Origin of the sequence: Leptospira licerasiae serovar Varillal str. VAR 010, assembly GCF_000244755.1 — a bacterium.
In the GTDB taxonomy this organism is placed as follows: Bacteria; Spirochaetota; Leptospiria; order Leptospirales; family Leptospiraceae; genus Leptospira_B; species Leptospira_B licerasiae.
Genome location: NZ_AHOO02000012.1, coordinates 194,909 through 214,828, shown reverse-complemented (window position 1 = coordinate 214,828; position 19,920 = coordinate 194,909). Strand labels below are relative to the sequence as shown.

The 19,920-nt window shown below is 40.6% G+C and carries 15 protein-coding genes; 12 read left to right on the top strand and 3 right to left on the bottom strand.

Translation table 11 applies throughout. The features are described from left to right. The first annotated feature begins 36 nt into the window (after positions 1-36). The 8 genes from glgX (at position 37) to LEP1GSC185_RS15795 (ending at position 12,544) form a co-directional block, all read left to right on the top strand. Positions 37-2,184: a glycogen debranching protein GlgX gene (glgX, locus tag LEP1GSC185_RS15830; protein ID WP_008590414.1), complete on the top strand. Its 2,148-nt coding sequence runs from the start codon at positions 37-39 to the stop codon at positions 2,182-2,184. 9 nt (positions 2,185-2,193) lie between these two features. Next, positions 2,194-4,296, top strand: coding sequence for a 4-alpha-glucanotransferase (malQ, locus tag LEP1GSC185_RS15825; RefSeq protein WP_232298404.1), 2,103 nt, complete (start codon positions 2,194-2,196; stop codon positions 4,294-4,296). 4 nt (positions 4,297-4,300) lie between these two features. Next, positions 4,301-6,787 (top strand): glycogen/starch/alpha-glucan phosphorylase, encoded by a 2,487-nt coding sequence (locus tag LEP1GSC185_RS15820; protein ID WP_008591608.1) that lies wholly within the window; start codon positions 4,301-4,303, stop codon positions 6,785-6,787. Positions 6,788-6,907: 120 nt separating this feature from the next. Then, positions 6,908-7,291 carry a DUF302 domain-containing protein gene (locus tag LEP1GSC185_RS15815; RefSeq protein ID WP_024863982.1) on the top strand — a complete coding sequence of 128 codons (384 nt, stop codon included), beginning with the start codon at positions 6,908-6,910 and terminating at the stop codon, positions 7,289-7,291. Between the two features lie 124 nt (positions 7,292-7,415). Then, positions 7,416-9,551 carry an ammonium transporter gene (amt, locus tag LEP1GSC185_RS15810; protein ID WP_008590381.1) on the top strand — a complete coding sequence of 712 codons (2,136 nt, stop codon included), beginning with the start codon at positions 7,416-7,418 and terminating at the stop codon, positions 9,549-9,551. A 69-nt stretch (positions 9,552-9,620) separates the two neighbouring features. Further along, the gene (locus LEP1GSC185_RS15805) at positions 9,621-9,971 is read left to right on the top strand and encodes a DUF3147 family protein (protein WP_008591403.1); all 351 of its coding nucleotides are present in this window, start codon (positions 9,621-9,623) and stop codon (positions 9,969-9,971) included. A 105-nt stretch (positions 9,972-10,076) separates the two neighbouring features. Continuing rightward, complete coding sequence (locus tag LEP1GSC185_RS15800; RefSeq protein WP_008590502.1) at positions 10,077-10,925, top strand: phosphotransferase family protein; 849 nt, start codon at positions 10,077-10,079, stop codon at positions 10,923-10,925. Continuing rightward, positions 10,922-12,544 carry a glycerol-3-phosphate dehydrogenase/oxidase gene (locus tag LEP1GSC185_RS15795; protein WP_008591603.1) on the top strand — a complete coding sequence of 541 codons (1,623 nt, stop codon included), beginning with the start codon at positions 10,922-10,924 and terminating at the stop codon, positions 12,542-12,544. Before LEP1GSC185_RS15800 ends, LEP1GSC185_RS15795 begins: the two co-directional genes overlap by 4 nt. A gap of 27 nt (positions 12,545-12,571) precedes the next feature. Here the strand turns inward: LEP1GSC185_RS15795 and LEP1GSC185_RS15790 are convergent, their stop codons facing one another. The 3 genes from LEP1GSC185_RS15790 to LEP1GSC185_RS15780 all read right to left on the bottom strand — a co-directional run bounded on the left by LEP1GSC185_RS15790 (position 12,572) and on the right by LEP1GSC185_RS15780 (position 15,039). Then, positions 12,572-13,753 (bottom strand): thiolase family protein, encoded by a 1,182-nt coding sequence (locus LEP1GSC185_RS15790; RefSeq protein ID WP_008590833.1) that lies wholly within the window; start codon positions 13,751-13,753, stop codon positions 12,572-12,574. Positions 13,754-13,819: 66 nt separating this feature from the next. After that, entirely contained in the window at positions 13,820-14,290 is a 471-nt protein-coding gene (locus tag LEP1GSC185_RS15785) for a MarR family winged helix-turn-helix transcriptional regulator (RefSeq protein ID WP_008589417.1), read from the bottom strand. 71 nt (positions 14,291-14,361) lie between these two features. After that, the gene (locus tag LEP1GSC185_RS15780; protein WP_008590122.1) at positions 14,362-15,039 is read right to left on the bottom strand and encodes a Crp/Fnr family transcriptional regulator; all 678 of its coding nucleotides are present in this window, start codon (positions 15,037-15,039) and stop codon (positions 14,362-14,364) included. 182 nt (positions 15,040-15,221) lie between these two features. Here LEP1GSC185_RS15780 and LEP1GSC185_RS15775 point away from each other — a divergent pair, with 182 nt between their 5' ends. From LEP1GSC185_RS15775 to LEP1GSC185_RS15760, 4 genes are read left to right on the top strand one after another with little or no spacing between them, the layout of a single operon-like run. Next, on the top strand, positions 15,222-15,908 hold the full coding sequence (locus tag LEP1GSC185_RS15775) for a c-type cytochrome (protein WP_008589629.1): 687 nt from the start codon (positions 15,222-15,224) through the stop codon (positions 15,906-15,908). 31 nt (positions 15,909-15,939) lie between these two features. Continuing rightward, positions 15,940-17,310, top strand: coding sequence for a cbb3-type cytochrome c oxidase subunit I (locus tag LEP1GSC185_RS15770; protein WP_008597116.1), 1,371 nt, complete (start codon positions 15,940-15,942; stop codon positions 17,308-17,310). Beyond that, entirely contained in the window at positions 17,294-18,115 is an 822-nt protein-coding gene (locus tag LEP1GSC185_RS15765) for a CbbQ/NirQ/NorQ/GpvN family protein (RefSeq protein ID WP_008590715.1), read from the top strand. Before LEP1GSC185_RS15770 ends, LEP1GSC185_RS15765 begins: the two co-directional genes overlap by 17 nt. A 1-nt stretch (position 18,116) precedes the next feature. Continuing rightward, positions 18,117-19,895, top strand: a complete 1,779-nt coding sequence (locus LEP1GSC185_RS15760) for a nitric oxide reductase activation protein NorD (RefSeq protein WP_008591695.1) — start codon at positions 18,117-18,119, stop codon at positions 19,893-19,895. Positions 19,896-19,920: the final 25 nt, after the last annotated feature.

The following is a 19,920-nucleotide window of genomic DNA, read 5'->3' as shown; positions in this document are numbered from 1 at the left end:
CGCATGAAAAGTGAAATTCCCGGTAGGGAAATAGGGATGAGTTTAGCTCCTGGAAAACCATATCCATTGGGAGCAAGTTGGGATGGAAAAGGAGTGAATTTCGCAGTTTATTCTGAATATGCAACCAAGGTGGAAGTATGCATTTTTTCCGGCTCGGATTCTCCGAAAGAAAAGTATCGTGTCAGTCTGGACTCAAAATCCGGTCCGGTATGGCACGGATACTTGTCCGAACTGAAGCCTGGAACTGTGTACGGTTATAGAGTTCACGGACCCTATGAACCCAGAGAAGGTCATTGGTTTAATCCTAACAAAGTCCTTTTGGATCCTTATGCTAGGTCTATCGCTCGTCTTCCCGTTTTGGATCTTTCTTTATATGCATACCGAAGGGAAAGTTTGGAAAAAATTCCGGAAGAAACAGAGATTTCTCTGATGAGCGAAACGGATAACGCTGCGTTTTGTTCGCTTTCTAGAGTGAGTGATGAAAATTTCGATTGGTCTAACGATGTTAGACCATCACATTCCTGGCAAGATACAATCCTATATGAAGCTCATATTAAAAGTATGACTTTCGGACATCCTGATATTCCAAAAGATTTAAAGGGAACATTTTTAGGATTCTGCTCCGAACCGATCCTGAAACATTTTAAAAAGATGGGGATCACTTCCATTGAACTTTTACCGATTCACCAAGCGTATTCCAGTGTTAGACTACAAACCTCCGGGTTAATCGATTACTGGGGTTATAACACTTTAGGCTTTTTTTTGCCTGACTTACGTTATGCTAGAAAGGGAGCCGAATCCGAAGTAATACGTGATTTCAAGACGATGGTAAAAAAGTTTCATCGAGAAGGTATAGAGATCATACTTGACGTGGTATATAATCATACCTGCGAAGAAGATCATTTCGGTCCGAATCTACATTTTCGCGGATTATGCAATCGTTCTTATTATCGATTGGAAGATCATAAAAAGATGATGTATAAGAACTACTCCGGATGCGGAAATACTCTGGACATATCTAAACCTGTCGTTTTGGACTTGATCCTCAATAGTCTACGATATTGGGCGACAGAAATGCATGTTGACGGTTTTCGGTTTGATTTAGCCGCAAGTCTTATTCGAGGAAATGACGGAGCTCCGGAAGCCTTTCCCTCTTTCCTTGCGGCTTTAAAAAGGGATCCTCTTCTTTCCGAACTCAAGCTGATAGCGGAGCCTTGGGACCTGAAAGGGAATTTGCATGATTGTTTCCCTTCTCCCTGGAGGGAATGGAACGAAGGATTCAGGGATTCCTCTCGAAAATTTTGGATTTCGGATAATGTTGATTCGCGGCAGTTTTTGCACCATTTGGGTCAGAAAAGGTTTACGGAAGAATCCGCGAAAGATCTTCCTTTCGAAAAGTTGAATTATATCACATGTCACGACGGCTTTACGCTTCAAGATCTTGTTTCATATAACGTTAAGCATAATGAAAAGAACGGGGAAAATAATAGGGACGGTACAGATCGAAATTATTCTTGGAACTGCGGGGTAGAAGGATACTGTCTGAATGAGGATGTAGTCTCTTTAAGGGAAAGGCAAAAAAGAAATTTAATCGCTACTCTTTTTCTTTCTTCTTGCGTCCCGATGATCTCGGGAGGAGACGAATTATCCAGGACCCAGGAAGGAAATAATAACGCATATTGTCAGGATAACGAAATAAATTTTTACGATTGGGGACAGTATCCGGAAAAGCGGGACTTCCTCGAATTCGTAGATTTTCTGATAAGATATAGAAAATCCAGTCAGGTATTCGGAAAGATCGAAACGTTACTCTCCGATGAAAAATCCCTTTTATGGAAATCGATTGTAAGCGACGAGTACGGAGTGGAAGTTTCGAAACCTTCTTTTACGGGAAGTGGTACTTTTCCGATTTCCTGGTGCGCTCGTTTTAGAAAGACCGATCATAAGAATACAGCACCTGAATGGGATTCTGAGATCGGTTTTATTCTTCTCTTGAATCCTACTCACAGGGAAGTGAAGTTCGTTTTTCCCGAGTCATTTTCCGGTTCTCCTCTTTGTAAGGTCTTAGATACTTCCGTAAAAAATCATCCCTTGGAAATAAAGGAGGTTCTTCTTACTTCTTGCACAATTCCGCCAAGATCTTTGGTCCTCTTCGAGGAACTGGGGTCGACTATGCATGGGTGAACTATGGAAATGGATCGGGAAAAAATTTGGACCGAGCTTGGACTTTTACCTAAGTATTACGATCTTGACGGAAATCTCCACGAGTTGGATGAAAAATCCGCATTAGCTTTGCTCGTTGCGATGGGGTGGGAGGAAGAGGAAGCTGAAGATCCGAAAAAACTTATAGCAATGATCCGCCTTTCGGATTCCGCCCGTCTTTTGGATCATATTTATTTTTTAAAGGGAGAGGAGAAGGAGAAATGGATCCGATTTCGTTGGCCGTATTTGAATTTCCCGGAGGATTGTTTTTTAAAGATAGAGACGGAACAGGGAATATGTATCGAGATTCCTTTAGGTTTGTCGAAACCGGATAAATTAAGAGAGGAATGTTCTCATCGAAGATTCAGGTATAAAATAAGAATCGAAGATCCGATCGATTTAGGATATCATAAATTATCATTGCATAATGTTCCTGGGAGATTTGAGGGAGTTTCTTCCGTTTTAGTGATTCATCCGGAAAAATGTTATTCCACGCAGGAGCAGAAGAAGAAGTTAGGCGTTTCAGTTCAGTTGTATGCGGTCCGATCGGAATTGAATGACGGTATAGGGGATTTTCGGGATCTGCAAGCTTTGGCGAATTATTGTTACAAATCCGGATATAGAGTGCTTTCTATCAATCCTTTACATTTTCCATATCCGATTCCGAATCCGGATTTTAGTCCGTATTTTTCATGGAATCGGTTCTTTAAGGATTATTTATACGTACATTTACCCTGGGTTTTCAAAGATCTAAGTCTTCCGGAAACTTCGAAAAGATATTTTGCGGAGAGAGATAAATTTCATAAAAAGGAAACCTCCGGAAAATATATTAACTTCGAATCGGTTCATGAATTCAAATTAGGCTATTTGTATCGAGCTTACTCGGAATTCATCTCTTCTAACGCTCCGACGGCGAAAAGAAATATGAGAGAATTTTTACTTTTCGTTTCGGAGAAAGGAGAGTCGCTTTTATCCCATGCATATTGGACGGAAAAGTTGTCTGCCGATCGATTTTACGAAAGAAAGTCGATACAATCGAATATAAAATCGGAAAATACCGAAAGGGCCTCTAAAAAGAAAGATTATAGAAACTTTATATACTTTCTCGCATGGATTACCGAAGTTCAGTGGGATAGAGTATTGGAATATTTTAAAGAGAGAAACTTGATCTTGTTTGGCGATTTGGCTGTTGGGTCCGATCCGAACGGGCCGGAGGTTAGAAGTTTTTCCATGGATTTTGCTTCTTCCGCACGAGTGGGAGCTCCTTCGGACTTATTTTCGCCTGCCGGACAAAACTGGGGAATCCCACCTTCGATACCTCGCCGGATGGTAGAGACCGGTTTCGAGCATTTTATACAATTGGTACGAAACAACATGATTGAGGACGGTATGTTAAGGATAGATCATGCTCTCGGATTGTTCCGTCTATATTGGATCCCCCAAGGATCGAAAGGTGGATATATATCTTATCCATCTGAATATTTATTGAAGATACTTGCCCTCGAAAGTCAGAGAAAACGTTGCGTTTTAGTAGCAGAAGACTTGGGTAACGTCCCTACCGAAATTAAGGAAAAACTAATGGATTTCGGGTTATATTCCTTTCGAGTCCTATATTTCGAACAACGTCACGGAGAAGGCTTTATACCTCCCCACCGTTATCCGCCCAGGTCGGTTTCGGTGCACAATACGCACGATCTTCCTACCTTAAAAGGATATTGGGACGGGTTCGATATCGAATTCAGAAAAAGAACATCTCTTTGGGATGAAGAGACTTCTCGTGCGTATTCATCAGGTAGAGAAAAGGAAAAAAGGGAAATTTTGAACCTTTTAAAAAACGAAAAGATCTTTGTCGAGGAAGAGAACGGGAAGGACTTCATAGTTTCTCTAAGGAACGGAATGTTCGAACTTTTGGAGAGGACCTCTTCGGAATATTCCATATTTTCACTTCATGATATTCTAATGGATGAAGAGCAGACTAATTTTCCGGGAACTAGTGACGAATATCCGAATTGGAAGATCCGTTATTCCAAGGATCTTAAAGAACTGGATTTATACTGGGGATATCCCACGGATACTACGAATTTAGGAGTGTAAGGATATGGAAACTGCTGAACGTCGGAAAATTTTGGATCTGTTTGAACGGGATGTCAAAATGGGAGTGGACTCTTTGGGTTCCACCATCGTTAAAAAACTAGAGTATGAGCTCGGAAAATATAAGAACAACACCTATAAAGAAGATATTTACCGTGCTTTGGCAATGAGTCTACGAGATATTCTCATCAGTAGATGGAACGAGATCCAAGAGCAGTATCGATTGAAAAAAGTCAGAAAAGTATATTATCTTTCTATTGAATATCTTCTCGGTACATTATTAAAAACGAATTTGGCCAATCTCCAAATGATGGGAGTTGCCGAAAAAGCCTTACAGAATATAGGATATGAACTTTCGGAAGTTGCCGAAAACGAACCGGACGCCGCTTTGGGGAATGGGGGTTTAGGAAGACTTGCTGCTTGTTTTTTAGATTCACTTGCTACCTTGAATTTTCCTGCTCAGGCTGCCGGGATCCGTTATGAGTATGGAATTTTTAGGCAAGAGATCCGTAACGGTTTCCAGAGAGAATATCCTGAAAACTGGCTGAATCAGGATAATCCTTGGGAGATAGCAAGAATGGATCTTGTATATCCTGTCCAGTTTTACGGACAAACTAAAACGGATATCGATCATAAGGGTTGTTCGTTTTGTATCTGGGATCCCAAAGAAGTGGTACTTGCAGAAGCGTATGACGTGTTCATCCCTGGATTTAAGACGAATACGGTGACCAATCTCAGGCTTTGGAAGGCCAAATCGAGTAGGGAATTCAATCTGGATTATTTCAACCACGGGGATTATTTAAGGGCAATCGAAGACAAACAAAAATCGGAGAATATTTCGAAGGTACTATATCCTAACGACGCCATAGAACAAGGAAGGGAGCTAAGATTAAAACAGGAATATTTTCTGGTAAGCGCAACTTTACAGGACGCACTGGCGCAATTCATTTCGGAAGAGGGATTGAAATGGGAGAGTCTTCCGCGTAGGATGATTTTTCATTTAAACGACACTCATCCTACCTTGGCAATTCCTGAGTTTATGCGTTTGTTGGTGGACGGATATTCCTTGCCTTGGGGGCAGGCCTGGGACTACACGACTAAATGTTTTGCATACACAAATCATACGATCATGCCGGAAGCTTTGGAAACTTGGTCTGTGGATTTGATGGAGAACGTGCTACCTAGACATCTACAAATAATCTATGAGATCAATTTCAATTTTCTGCAGGAGCTCAGAAAGGAGAGAGTTTCCGAGGACATTGTGCGAAAGGTATCCATTATAGAGGAAGGAAGTCCGAAAAGGATCAGGATGTCACATTTAGCTGTGGTGGCATCCAAAAGTGTGAACGGGGTCGCTAAGCTTCACACCGAAATTTTGAAGACTAGTATATTTCCGGAATTCTATGCTCTGTTTCCTCAAAAGTTCCACAATATAACTAATGGAGTCGCGCATAGACGCTGGCTTCTTACCGCAAACCCAAAACTTTCGGATTTAATTACTCATAAGATCGGAGATAGTTGGCAAAACGATCTTTCAAATATATCCGATCTGGAAGAGTATTCGGAAGACAAAGGATTTAGAAGGGAATGGAGTAAGATCAAACAAGAAAATAAGGAATTTCTTTCTAATTTTACTTACAATAATTTGGGTATAAGGGTCGATCCGAATTCCATATTCGATGTACAGATCAAACGGATACATGAATATAAACGACAATTATTAAACGTTTTACGGATCGTATACGATTACCAAAAAATTAAAGAAAATCCTTCCGTTTCTTATACTCCTCGTACTGTCTTCTTTTCCGGCAAAGCGGCTCCGGGATACAGAAAGGCAAAACTGATCATCAAACTAATTCATTCTGTGGGAAATATCGTGAATTCGGATCCGAAAGTGAATCGGCATTTGAAAGTGGTGTTTCTTCCTAACTTTAATGTCGGTCTAGCGGAAAAAATTATTCCGGCAGCGGATTTGTCCGAACAGATATCCTGTCCGGGAACGGAGGCCTCCGGAACAGGAAACATGAAATTCATGCTGAACGGAGCCCTTACGGTATGTACTTTGGATGGGGCAAACGTGGAAATTATAGAGAGTGTGAAGGATGAGAATATCTATGCCTTCGGAAATACCGTGGATCAATTAAAAGAACTCAGAAGGTCCGGCTACGATCCCACTTCTATTGCGAATAGGGACCCTGCAATCATGGACGTACTAAACGCCGTAAGAAAGGGTTTTTTTCTAAAGGAAGCCAAAGAACTTTTTAAGGATCTCGTAGACGAACTTCTCTTACGAGGAGATTCTTACTTTTTACTCGCGGACTTTCATTCTTACATAAACGTGCAAGATAGAATTTCAACGGACTACTTAAATTCGGAAGATTGGACAAGGCGTACGATAATAAACGCTGCAAGGGCCGGAAATTTTTCTTCCGATCGGACCGTTTCGGAATACGTACAACGGATATGGAGGTTGAAAAATCATGATCCCGTATAGTGAAAATTCCGAAAAATAATTCAAAAATACAATATACTATATACCCCATGGGGTATTATTACCTTTTGAGTAGTCTAAGAGAAAGAGCCGAATAAGTTGGCAAAAAGGGGAGAAGAACTAATGAAATACATCGTTGAATCGGAAAAAAGTGTAGAGCAAGCATCCTCGGATCTGGAAAAGAATGTAGCAGAAGCAAAATACGGAGTACTGCATATCCATGACCTTAAGGAAACGATGAAAAAGAAAGGGGTCGAATTTCCGGAAGAATGTAGGATTTTCGAAGTTTGCAATCCAGTTCGCGCTAGTAAAGTGTTGAGCGAAGATATGGAAATGAATTTTGCACTACCTTGCAGGATCTCCGTGTATACAGATCATGGAAAGACCAAGATCGGTATGATTAGACCGGAACCTCTTTTACGGACCTTGTCCGATTCCAAAATTCTGGCGCAAGAGGCAAAGGAAGTCGAATACGATCTAATCCGGATCATAGAGGCTAGTAAATAAAACCGCCGGATAGGAACGTTAGCCTGCAAAGTAACATCACTTAAGGAGTATTATTCTATTAAAGACAAGTAAAGATAAACTATTCTTGCCAATTCGCTTATCATTTTCTGAAATAAGAAATTAGATGCATAAAACGAGTTTTGATATCCTATGGATCATTCTTTCTTCCGGATTGGTGTTCTTCATGCAGGCCGGATTTTTATGTTTAGAATCCGGCCTTACCAGGACAAAGAACTCGATTAACGTAGCGATCAAAAATATTACGGATTTTGGAATTGCTACTCTCGTTTTCTATTCTATCGGATTCGGACTTATGTTCGGCACAACCTATAATGGTTTGATCGGAAAAGATATGTTTTTTCCTGATTTTTCAAAAACAAGTCCTGAAACTTCGGTTTTCTTTTTATTCCAACTCATGTTCTGCGGAACAGCTGCGACTATCGTTTCTGGTGCAGTTGCCGAAAGAATGAAATTCGGCGCCTATATCATCGTTACTGCCATTATTTCTTCTTTGATCTATCCGATTTTCGGTCACTGGGTATGGGGAAGGGATCTCCAAGATTGGGATCAATTTACAGGTTGGCTTGCTCATCTCGGCTTTATGGATTTTGCGGGATCCACTGCGGTTCATAGTGTAGGAGGATGGGTAGGACTTTCCGCGATGATACTTATTGGAAATCGAACCGGAAAATACGGTAAGGACGGGTCGGTCCGAAAGATCACTGGGCATAATTTACCTCTTGCGATGCTTGGAACATTGATCCTCTGGTTTGGTTGGATCGGGTTTAATGGGGGAAGCACCCTTGCCTTCACTTCCGAAGTTCCAAAGATTATCACAAATACTATGTTTGCAGCTTCCGGTGGAATGGCTTCCAGTTTGATATATGGCTGGATCCGTTTAAAATATGCAGAAGCTACTTTACCTTTAAACGGTACCTTGGCAGGGCTTGTGGCAATCACTGCTCCATGCAACGCGGTCAATTCCATCGAATCTCTTTTGATCGGATTAGTTGCAGGAATTTTAATGTTCGAAGCAGGAGTCCTGCTGGATAAATTAAAGCTGGATGACGCTGTAGGAGCTATTCCGGTTCATCTTGTGTCCGGGATCTGGGGTACTTTGGCGGTGGGTTTTTTCGGGGATCTTTCTATGTTAGGCACAGGATTAGACAGAATTACTCAAATCCTTGTGCAGTTATTAGGAGTGTTATCCTGCGCGGTCCTTTCTTTTGGAATAAGTTATCCTCTTCTTTATATTATACATCGTTTTTATAGCCTAAGAGTTTCTCCTCAAAACGAATACCAAGGCTTGAATTATACGGAACATAGAGCCACTACCGAACTTATAGATCTATTTATGGAAATGGAATACCAGAAACGGACAGGGGATCTAAGCCAAGATCTTTCGATAGAACCGTTTACGGAAGTAGGGCAGATCGCAGAAAGATATAACTTGGTGTTGGATAAGATCAGAACTAATATTAAGGAAAAGGAAACTTTAGCGGTAGAGTTGGAGCATAATTTGAGTTTACTCCAGAGCGATCTATCAACTGCTAGAAAGATCCAATCCGGTATAATTTCACAGGAAGATAAGCTCACAGGAGATCTAGAAATTACCGTAAGATATCTTCCTCTTACGGAAGTAGGAGGGGATTTTTTTGATATAATGGAACTTCGCCCCGGATTAACTCGAGTGTTCCTTGCGGATGCTACCGGACATGGAGTGCAAGCGGCTCTGTTGACCATGGCAATCAAAGCGATTTATGAATCCTTAAAACGTGGGATATATAGTGTTACCGAAATTTTATATCACTTAAACAATGAATTCCTGCATACATTCAAAAATTTGAATCAATTCTTTACTTGTATCGTAGTCGATATCGACACAAACCTAAATTTGATCAGATATTCCTCCGCAGGCCATGTGCCCCAGTATTTAATACAAGGTCAGGAGATCCACTCTTTGGAAAAAACCGGAAGGATCATGGGCGTGATTCCGAATACTAAATATACGTCTAATGAGATAGAATTCGCTCAGGATTCTAAATTAATACTTTTTACGGACGGTCTTTTTGAACAATGGAACTCTAATAAAGAGGAATTCGGAGAAAAAAGAGTAGAGGCGATCGTAGGAAATCTAAAGGGAATTCCGATAAGCGAAGGGATCGATCAAATATTAAAAAAGTTGGATGAATTCCTTGCAGGATCTCCTAAACAAGATGATATTTCCGTTTTGGGGATCAGTCGAAAAAGTAAAAAGTAATACTCCATTTTTTAACTTGTATACTTTTATCGGATCTTTAAATTATTACTTTATAATTTCTGAGATCCAATGTTATATCTTATATTTAAATACGCAGTGACTTCCGCTTTGGTGGTTCTGATCTCTGAGGTCGCCCGCAGGAACGACCGTCTAGGAGCCTTGATCGCTTCTCTTCCTTTGGTTACCATTCTTACGTTGCTTTGGCTGCAGTTTGAAAAGACGGATCCAGAAAAGATCTCCAATCATGCATATTATACTTTTTGGTTTGTGATCCCCACTTTACCAATGTTTTTAGCATTTCCTAGATTGTATTCCGCATTCGGTTTTTGGTTCGCACTTGGTGTCTGTGTATTATTGACTGTTTTACTTTTTATTTCTTTCAATTACGTTCTTGAAAAATTCGGTATCAAACTTATTTAAGAACCCGTTCCAGTCCTATATAAGATTACGGAATTCAGAAATTACTTCTTGCTCGTGCATGTATCAGTATAGAATCAGTTTTGCTCAAGTTTAGAGAAAAAAATCATGCCCGCTAAAAAAACAAAACGACCAAGTCCTGGAAATTCACTCGCGATAGGTAGATCCGCCGAAATTTCGGAATACGGACCGAATAAGATCCTAAAACTTTTTTTTAAAGAATTCCCGACCTCTGAGGTGGATACGGAATATTCTAATTCCGTAATCGCATTTTCTGCAGGCGCTACTTCCATGAAATGTTATGAGAAGATTAAGATCGATGATAGACATGGACTAATCTTTGATAGACTGGAGGGGATTTCCCTTACTAAACTTCCTGACAAAAGACCTCTAGCTATTTTTAGTCTTTCCAAAATACTCGCAGACCTTCATCTCGATCTACATAATAAACAAACCAAAAAGCTGAAGGATGTCAGATCCGAAGCGATTAAAGTCCTTTCTAAAGAACCGCTTTCTTTTTTGAGTAAAGAAGAAAAGAAGATCGCAAAACAATTTATAGAAAATTTACCGGAAGGCTCCTCAGTTCTACATCTGGATTTTCATCCCGAAAATGTGGTCGTAACCAAGGATTCTTTCGTGATCATAGATTGGATGACTGCTTTGAAAGGCGACGCTGCAGCGGATGTCGCTTCTACAGTTTTTCTATTCCAAGATGCTGAGCTTTGGCCAGGAACTCCATTTTTGAAAGTTTTATTTTATACTCTGGTTCGAAAGTTCATTTTAAAAGGATATTTAAAAAGATATCTTTCCGTTTCGGGAATGGATTGGAAGGAAGTGGAAAAATGGAGGCTCCCAATATTAATTTTTCGTTTAGGACTTTGGAATATAGAAAGTGAAAGGTCCGCGCTACAAAAAGAGATCAGGGAGATCATTTCTATTTCAAAGGAAGGTAAATGAGCTCCCAAAAATTGGAACGTTTTATCGAAAAAGTAGGCGATGAGACTTACTTTGATGTATTGATCATAGGCGGGGGGATTACAGGCTCTTCCTTGGCATATGAGGTGGCGAGCAGGGGACTTTCGGTTGCCTTGGTAGAAAAAGAGGATTTTGGCGGAGCAACATCATCTGCCACCGGAAAACTGATCCATGGCGGTTTAAGATATTTAAAACGTTTTGATCTATCTTTAGTCAGAGAAGCGTTAAAAGAAAGAAGGATCTTATCCAATATTGCTCCAAATCTAGTCTATCCTTTTCCGATGATACTCCCAAATCCCGGCCTTTTGGAAAGGATCGGTCTATTCGTATACGATTTACTTTCTTTCGATAGGAATTGGACTTGGGATAGATCTAAAAATATCCCTGCTCATAAAATACTTTCTAAAGAGGAAATCCGAAGTCGCGGTTTGAACATGGACTCCGCAATCTACTTCTATGATTGTATCATGCCATGTCCCGAAAGGTTAACTTTGGCATTTCTAAAATCGGCGGTCCAAGAGGGCGCTTCCGTTTCCAATTATACAAAGACGGAAGAATTGCTCTTCGAAGGAAACCGTGTAATCGGAGCCTTAGTCAAAGACACTATTTATAATAAAAACGTAAAATTAAGAGCCTCGGTGGTCGTGAATGCTTCAGGGCCGTGGAGTCAGGATATTTTGAACGGAACCGGAAGGATAAAAGTTCCCGTTCCTAAAAAAAGATCCGAAGGGATTTATCTGATCACAAAGAAATACTTCGATACAATGGTGCTTCACGTAGGTAAAAAAGGGCATTTTAGTTTCGCTCCTTGGAGAGGGAAGAATATGATCGGCCCTACTGAAAAGGCATATTACGGTTCTGTGGAAGATTGGAAACTCTCTCCGGAAAGTATTTTGGAATTCTTGGAATATATCAACTCATCCGGTTTACTTTCCGAAAAATTAGAGTTGAAAGATATTGAATATGCTTACGGTGGACTTAGGCCTCTTGCGGAAACCGGAGGAGAAGAAAAGGAAACGTATTCAGCATCCAGAAAATCCGAATTGCAAGACCATTCTGAAGAAGGAATAGAAGGGTTGATCAGTGCGGTGGGTGGAAAATACACCACTAGCCGTCACTTTGCGAGGAAAATATTCCGGCTTATCCGGAAAAAATCCAATAAAAAAACGGGACCGGGTATTTCCGAGAAAAAATTCCTAAAAGGATGCGAAATTCCTAATATAGAATCTTATTTAGAAAATGCTAAAATCTCTCATCCTGATACTTCTAAAAAAACGATAGAATATCTAGTCCGTCATTACGGGACCGAATACGAGGAAGTTCTGCAATTGGCGGATTCTTCTGCACAATTGTCTGAAATATTGGACGAGGATGGCGAATTAGCGGCCCAAGTCCTATATGCAATTCGTTTCGAAATGGCAATGAATTTGCAGGATATTTTCCTAAGACGAACCGGTCTTGGAACTGTCGGACTTCCATCCGACGAGGTGCTCGCCAAAGCGGTTGAGATCGCAGGAAAAGAATGGAATTGGTCTGCTGAAAAAAAATCGGAAGAGATCGAGAAATTAAAAGGAAGGCTTAAACTACCCGTTTCCTTTTAATTTAGGATCTCTCCGATCGAAAGCGGGCTATTTTCTTCTATCGTAATTTTCTAATACGATTGCAATCCCTTGTCCTCCTCCTATACAAAGAGAGGCTACGCCGTATCTAAGATCTCTACGTTTGAGCTCGTAAGCCAATGCCAAGGTCACTCTGGTTCCACTGGCTCCGAGCGGATGACCTATTGCGATCGCTCCTCCGTTAACATTCGTTTTTTCAGGATCTAATCCCAAATTAGAGATCACAGCCAAAGTTTGAGAAGCGTAGGCCTCATTGATCTCGAATAGGTTTATATCTTTTAAACTTAATCCTGAATTTTGCAGAGCCTTAGGGATCGCGAATACGGGACCTAAACCCATCATTCTGGGATCACAACCAATATTCGAATATCCTAATATGTAAGCCAAAGGACTTGTTCCGTTACTTTTTGCCCAATCTTCTGAAGCGAGTAGAACGGAGGCTGCTCCATCATTGATCCCGGAAGCATTTCCTGCTGTGACGGTCCCATCTTTTAAGAATGCAGTAGGCAGATTTTTTAATTGAGGTAAACATTCTTCTCCTCTTATCTGTTCGTCTTTGTCTAATAAGATCGATTTTTTACCTCCTGTTTGAACGGGGATCATTTCGGAGGAGAAGGCCCCGTTCTTTGTTGCATTCTCCGCTCTTACTTGTGAAATTCCGGCCCATTCGTCTTGTTCCGATCTGGAAATTTTGAAATGTCGAGAGATATTTTCCGCAGTCATTCCCATAGTCAGATCCGCAAAACAATCCGTAAGGCTTTGTGCCAATCTATCTTCCGCGATCGTATCTCCATACTTATTTCCCCATCTGGCCCCCTTTAATACGAAGGGTGCATTGCTCATGGATTCGGTCCCGCCGGCAAGGATTAGATCGTTTTCTTTGGAGAGGATTTTTCTAGCGCCTATAAGGATACTTTCAAGCCCGGAACCGCATAACCTATTTACGGTAAGTGCACTGGACTTTTCGGATAGTCCTGACCTCAGAGATATATGTCTCGCAAGATAGGCCGAGTCCTTATCGTCCTGTATTACATTTCCATAAATGGATTCTTCGATCTTTAACGGATCTATACCTATCTTACGAACTGTTTCTTTAGCTGTGATTACCGCCAAGTCGGAGGAACTATAGTCCTTTAATCCTCCTCCGAATTTTCCGAAAGGGGTCCTTGCCCCGTCTATCAAGACTACCATTTTGTCTCCTTATATGATGTATATACACTATATGATTGCTGAAAACCTACGAACTCCGCATGTTTATTAGACCTGATTTTGGGTTTCTAATACGGGGATTTTTCTTACTTCAGAAAGGACCCTTAAGGTTTCCTGGAATTTAGATTTTCCTAAAGATTTAGTAAGTTCGCTCTGTGCGTCTTCCCAAAGTAAGATAGCGTCCGCTAATTTGGATTCTCCCTTTTTTGTGAGGGAAAGGTTCCTTATATTTCCTGCTTCTTTTTTTTCGATCCGGATCAAGCCGTCCCGTTTTAAGATCTCTAAACTTCTTTGTAAGGTGGTTCTGTCAATATCAGTGAGCCTGGAAAGATCCGTTATGCTACATTCTTCTTCGTATCCTATTCCGACTAAAATGCTGAATTGTGTGATCCTAAGCCCGGAAGGTTTGAGAATCGAATCATAATAGGAAGTAACTAATCTTGCGGTTCTTCTTAAACTTACGTTTAGACAGGATAATCCTATTTTTTTGAGTTCGGAAGAGGAAGGTTTATTTTTCATGTATTCTAAACTGATGGTGTGTATGCACTATATTAGGGTCAAGCTTAAAAAATGGTCATTATAACCGAAGGTCATTGTCTTAATGAGGGATATTCATTGGTCTGGTTGGATGTATTTTCTTTGATTATTCGATAATTAGAATTTTTTTCTTCTAGAATACATTCGTCTAGCAGAGATCTGAAAGCCCGACTGACCGATTCGGGAGTGGTCCCAATTAATGACGCTAATTGATTTTTGGTGATCGGAAGTGTGATGGATTTTTGAGAGGCTCCGCATTCTTTCAAAAAATTTAAGATCCTTTCCTTTACGGAGAGATGTAGATTCTCCACTAATTTTTTTCTGAAATAGTTCAGGTGTTGGATAGTAACCGCTGAAAATAAATAAAGCGCTTTGGTATTTTCGAATAAAAAGGATGTAAATTCCCTTTTCGGATAATACATCAATTCTCCGTCTTTTAGCGCTTCGCAGAATGCAGGATAAAAACAAGGTTCTTGCGGCTGAAAGATCGGATGGGAAGCAATCAATTCTCCCGGATAAAATACTTTTAAAATGGCTTCTTTTCCGTCCTGAGATAGGGAATATACTTTAAAAATACCTGATATGATCTCGAAAAATCCATCGTAAGGATCTCTTTCTCCAAAAACGACTTCTCCTTTTAGGATTTTTTTTGGAATACCAATCGATGAGAGTTCGTTTGCAAATTCTCCTTGGATCTCAGACCAATGATCGCTTGTTTGAACGCTTAACATTTTATCCATAACACGTTTTATGTTCACTTTTTGGAATAATTCAAGTCAAAAGATTGCCAAATTTTCTTAATATTCTTGATCTACATCAAGGATATTTTTAAAACAATCAGCCAAAATGTCTCCCGATTTCTAAATCACTGTTTTGCGCGAGCTCGCGTTTTTTTTAAGATAAGGAAGAGGGTATGCTTACAAAATTTCAGGCGAAATTATTTTTCCTGGTCGGGACTTTTTTATTCTCCGCAGTTTTCCTATTACTTACTTACGATTCTTTAAAGTATGTTTATTCTTCTCCTTCTTCTAAAACTTTAAGTGAAGAAGTTATCCGAGGCAAAGAGCTTTGGGAAAAGAATAATTGTATGGGATGTCATACGATCTTGGGAGAAGGAGCATATTATGCGCCTGAATTGACCAAGGTGTACGAAAGAAGAGGTCCTGAATGGATCCGGGTTTTTCTGAAGGATCCGCAGGCAATGTATCCCGGAGAAAGAAAAATGGTAAAATACGATTTTTCGGAATCTGAGATCTCGGATATCATCGCATTCTTGAAATGGAATGGAGAGTTGGATCTAAAAGGTTTTCCTCCTAAGCCGGAATATAAATCTTCCACTCAACTTGTAAATGCGGAGTCCGCCGCAGTCGCTCAGCCCGAAAAGTTTAAACAGATCTGCACCGCATGTCATTCTGTTGCCGGTTCGGGAGGAAATGTGGGGCCCGCGTTGGATTCCGTCGGAAAAAAATACGATATCGCATATCTACAAAATTGGCTAAAAGATCCGCAAAAGGTCAAGCCGGGTACTGCGATGCCTAAACTTCCGCTTAGCGAAAGCGAGATCAAGGATCTGTCCTCTTATCTTTCTCAGTTGAAATAAACAAATAGGATTAGAATATAACGGTTTCTTTATGAAGTATAAATCTCAAAAAATTGCATATTGGTTTTTTGCCACCTGCATGCTCTTATTGTCCTTACAAATAATTTACGGATTCGTGATGGGATTCGCCCGAATGGGATTCGATGGTTTGCATGATTGGATACCATTCAACGCCGCCAGAGCAACTCATACGAATTTATTGGTGGTTTGGCTTCTTACAGGATTTATGGGCGCCGCGCACTATATTATTCCCGACGAATCCGATAGAGAGATCTATTCGGAAAAACTCGCTTATATTCAGCTGATATCGCTCATCTTGGTGGGAGTGGTATCCATCATAGGATTCCACCTGAATTTTTGGGAAGGGAGAAAGTTTTTAGAGATCCCTCGTCCTTTGGATTACCTGGTAGTGGTCAACGTTCTATTATTCCTTTTTAATATAGGAATGACTGTCTGGAAAGGGAAAAGATACACTACAACCGCTTTGGTTCTATATTTCGGTCTTTTTTCCGCCGCGCTTTTATACCTTCCGGGAATGATCCAGTTCAATAGCCAAACAGTGGACTCTTATTTCCGTTGGTGGGTTGTCCATCTTTGGGTGGAAGGCGTTTGGGAATTGATCATGGGAGGTATTCTTTCCTTCCTTCTCATTAAACTCACCGGTGTGGACCGTGAAGTCATAGAAAAGTGGCTCTATATTATTGTAGGATTGACTTTTTTATCCGGAATTTTAGGGACAGGCCACCATTATTACTATATTGGAGTTCCTGAATATTGGAAATGGGTAGGTGGATTTTTCTCCATGTTGGAGCCTCTTGCATTTCTCGCGATGGCAATGTTCGCAATTTCCATGTATCGAAAAAGTGGTAGAAACCATCCCAATACGATCGCTCTTTTCTGGACGATCGGAAGTGCGGTCATGTCTTTTGTGGGAGCGGGGTTCTTAGGATTTGCTCATACTCTTCCTCAAGTGAATTTATACACTCATGGGACTTTGATCACTGCGATGCACGGTCACCTTGCATTTTGGGGAGCGTATGCAATGATCGTGTTTGCGATCTTAACTTATGCGATGCCTTTACTTACCGGAAGAAAACTTTGGAATAATCCGACGGGACTTTTTGCATTCTGGGCTTCCAATATTGGAATGTTGGGAATGACAGGAGCGTTTGCCGTAGCAGGTATAGCGCAGGTTTACTTGGAAAGAAAACTCGGATTGGACTTTTTGACCGTTCAAAAGGAGATCCAAGTTCACTTCTTAGGTTTGGTTCTTGCAGCACTTGTGTTTACTTCGGGGATCATTGCATTCATTATTAACTTCATACGTTTTGGAACTCCTACGGATGAGGCCTTAGGAGCGGAACAGGCTTCCGGAGATATTTCTCTTGCCCGTAGATCCTAAAACAGATGATAAAAATGGAATGTTAGCTGAGGCCGGAGTCCCATATTATAAGCCGATAGGCCAAGAAATAGAAATATTCGAACACGCTTATAAGAATAAGCTGCCTATTTTACTCAAGGGACCTACCGGCTGTGGTAAAACCAGGTTTGTGGAATTTATGGCCTCTAAATTAGGTCTTCCCATGACAAGCGTATCTTGTCATGAGGAGACTTCTGCAGTGGATCTACTCGGAAGGTTTTTGATCCAAGGTTCTGAAACGGTTTGGCAGGACGGGCCTTTGACCAGAAGTGTTCGATCGGGCGGAATATTATATATAGATGAAATAGCCGAAGCAAGGCCAGATACAATCGTTTCTATCCATCCTTTGACGGACCACAGAAGGGAAATTTTTATAGATAGAAAAAATGAAAATTTGAAAGCCCCTGATTCTTTCGTTTTAGTAGCTTCTTATAATCCAGGTTACCAGAGAGGTTGGAAGGAATTAAAACCTTCTACAAGACAGAGATTTATATCCATCCAGTTTGATTATCCCGATAAGGAAACGGAAGCGGAAATATTGAGTAATGAGACCGGAATTTCTTCTTCCGTTTCTTCTAAGCTCGTGAAACTTGCGGAAAAGATCCGAAATCTTACCGAATTGGGTTTATTGGAATCATGTTCCACGCGTCTACTCGTGGATGCCGCAAAATTGATCTCTACAGGTTTGCCTTCTCGTTTATCCTGTGAAGTAGCCATAGTCCAACCTTTGAGCGACGATCCGGATACGATCCATTCATTAAAAGATCTAGTATCTTTGATGATCTGATATGGGTTGGGAAGAATTCATATTCAAAAAAAGTTATAACACCGTCAGAGAGATCTTTTCTTCCGAAAAAGAGCCATTCTCGGAAGCTAAAATAGCAAAGCTCTCCGAACTTAAGCCAAGGCTTTCGATCCTGGCCAAGTCTTTGACCGGAGAAAATATAGAGATATTTCCCGCGGAAAAAGAAGGAGGATTCCAAGACCGGGTCTACTTTTTACCACAATCCTATTCTCATGGTCCGGATACATTCTCTAATCTTCAATTTTATATATTCAGGATTCTTTATATTTCCGAGCAAAGAAGGTTAGGGTTTCATTGGAAAAAAGGAGAAAATAGAAGTAGGAACGAATCCTTGAAAGCGGCAGCGGAAACCTATCCTCGGGTACTCTTGAGTTTACAGACTAAATTCCCTGAAGCAATATCTCTCTTCGGATCTGTGGAAAACGTGGAACGGGTCTATCAGAGATCCATATTAAAGAATAAGAATGTTCCCGAAGATCTTTCCTTGTTGTACGGGGTTTGGATGTCTTCTTCCGGTTCGGAAATGGAAAATCGGGTCTCTTCTCAGGAATTACTTTCTCAAAAATCCGAAAATGATAAGATCGAGACCGAATTGGAAGGCCTTCCTCGGGAAAGGATTGAAGTGATCCAAGCGGATCTCAAAGCACAAGAAGATTACACTTTGATGCACCAATTCGAAAAGGTGGAAACTGCAGAAGAATTCCAAGGAAATTGGCGGGATTTTGACGGATCGGATAACTTATCGGAACAAGAAGAAGCTATCAGAGAACTGGATCTTAGGCAAACTGTTCGTTCCAACGAGCCTACACATTCCATTTTTAGGACCGATTTTTTCTCGGGATTATTTGCTGGAGAAGTGGAGAGTGATCGTTCGGGCGAAAATCCGATCTCGTATGATGAATGGGACTTTAAAAAAAGGAAATATAGAAAGGATCATTGTAAGGTCTTTCCTAAAATATTTCCTGACGGAGATCATGGATTCGCCCAAAAGATCTTTCACGAGAACCATAGTGTCTTAAATTCACTCAGATCAAGAATGAATCGTTTTTTTAATCTTAAAACTTCTCTGAAAAGACAGGCTTATGGAGAAGACTTAGATCTGGATGCGGCTTTACAGTATTTTTCGGACCTTTACTGCGGACAAACTCCTACCGAAAATGTGTATTTGTCGGATAGAAATAGACTTAGAGAAGTTTCCATACTTTTACTTGCGGATATGAGTCTATCTACTGATTCTTATGTGAACAATCAGCGGATCTTGGATGTGGAAAAAGCATCCCTTGTATTATTCGGACAAATTTGCGCTGAATTTGGGGACCGTTTTAGGATAGATTCGTTTTATTCCAATACTAGAAATCATTGCGATTATTCTAATATAAAAAGTTTTGATGAACCATGGGAAAGATCCAGAGACCGGATCGGACTTATGGAAGCAAAAGGATACACTAGGATAGGTCCTGCTATCCGTCATTCTCTCTCTTTGATCCAAAAAGAAAAAAGCCAGAAGCGTTGGATCCTTCTTTTGACGGACGGAAAACCGAACGATTACGATCGTTATGAAGGGAAATATGGAATTGAAGATGTGAAGAAGGCGATCAACGAATGTGAGAGATCTAATGTAGGAGTTTTCGCACTTGCAATAGATAAAAGTGCGAAACAATATCTTCCCGCAATGCTTGGAAAGGAATCTTATAGGATCTTGCCGAATCCCAAAGAATTACCGGAAGCTTTGACTGATTTTTTTATCAAGCTTGTGCGATAAAGATGTAAAAATGGAAATTATATTA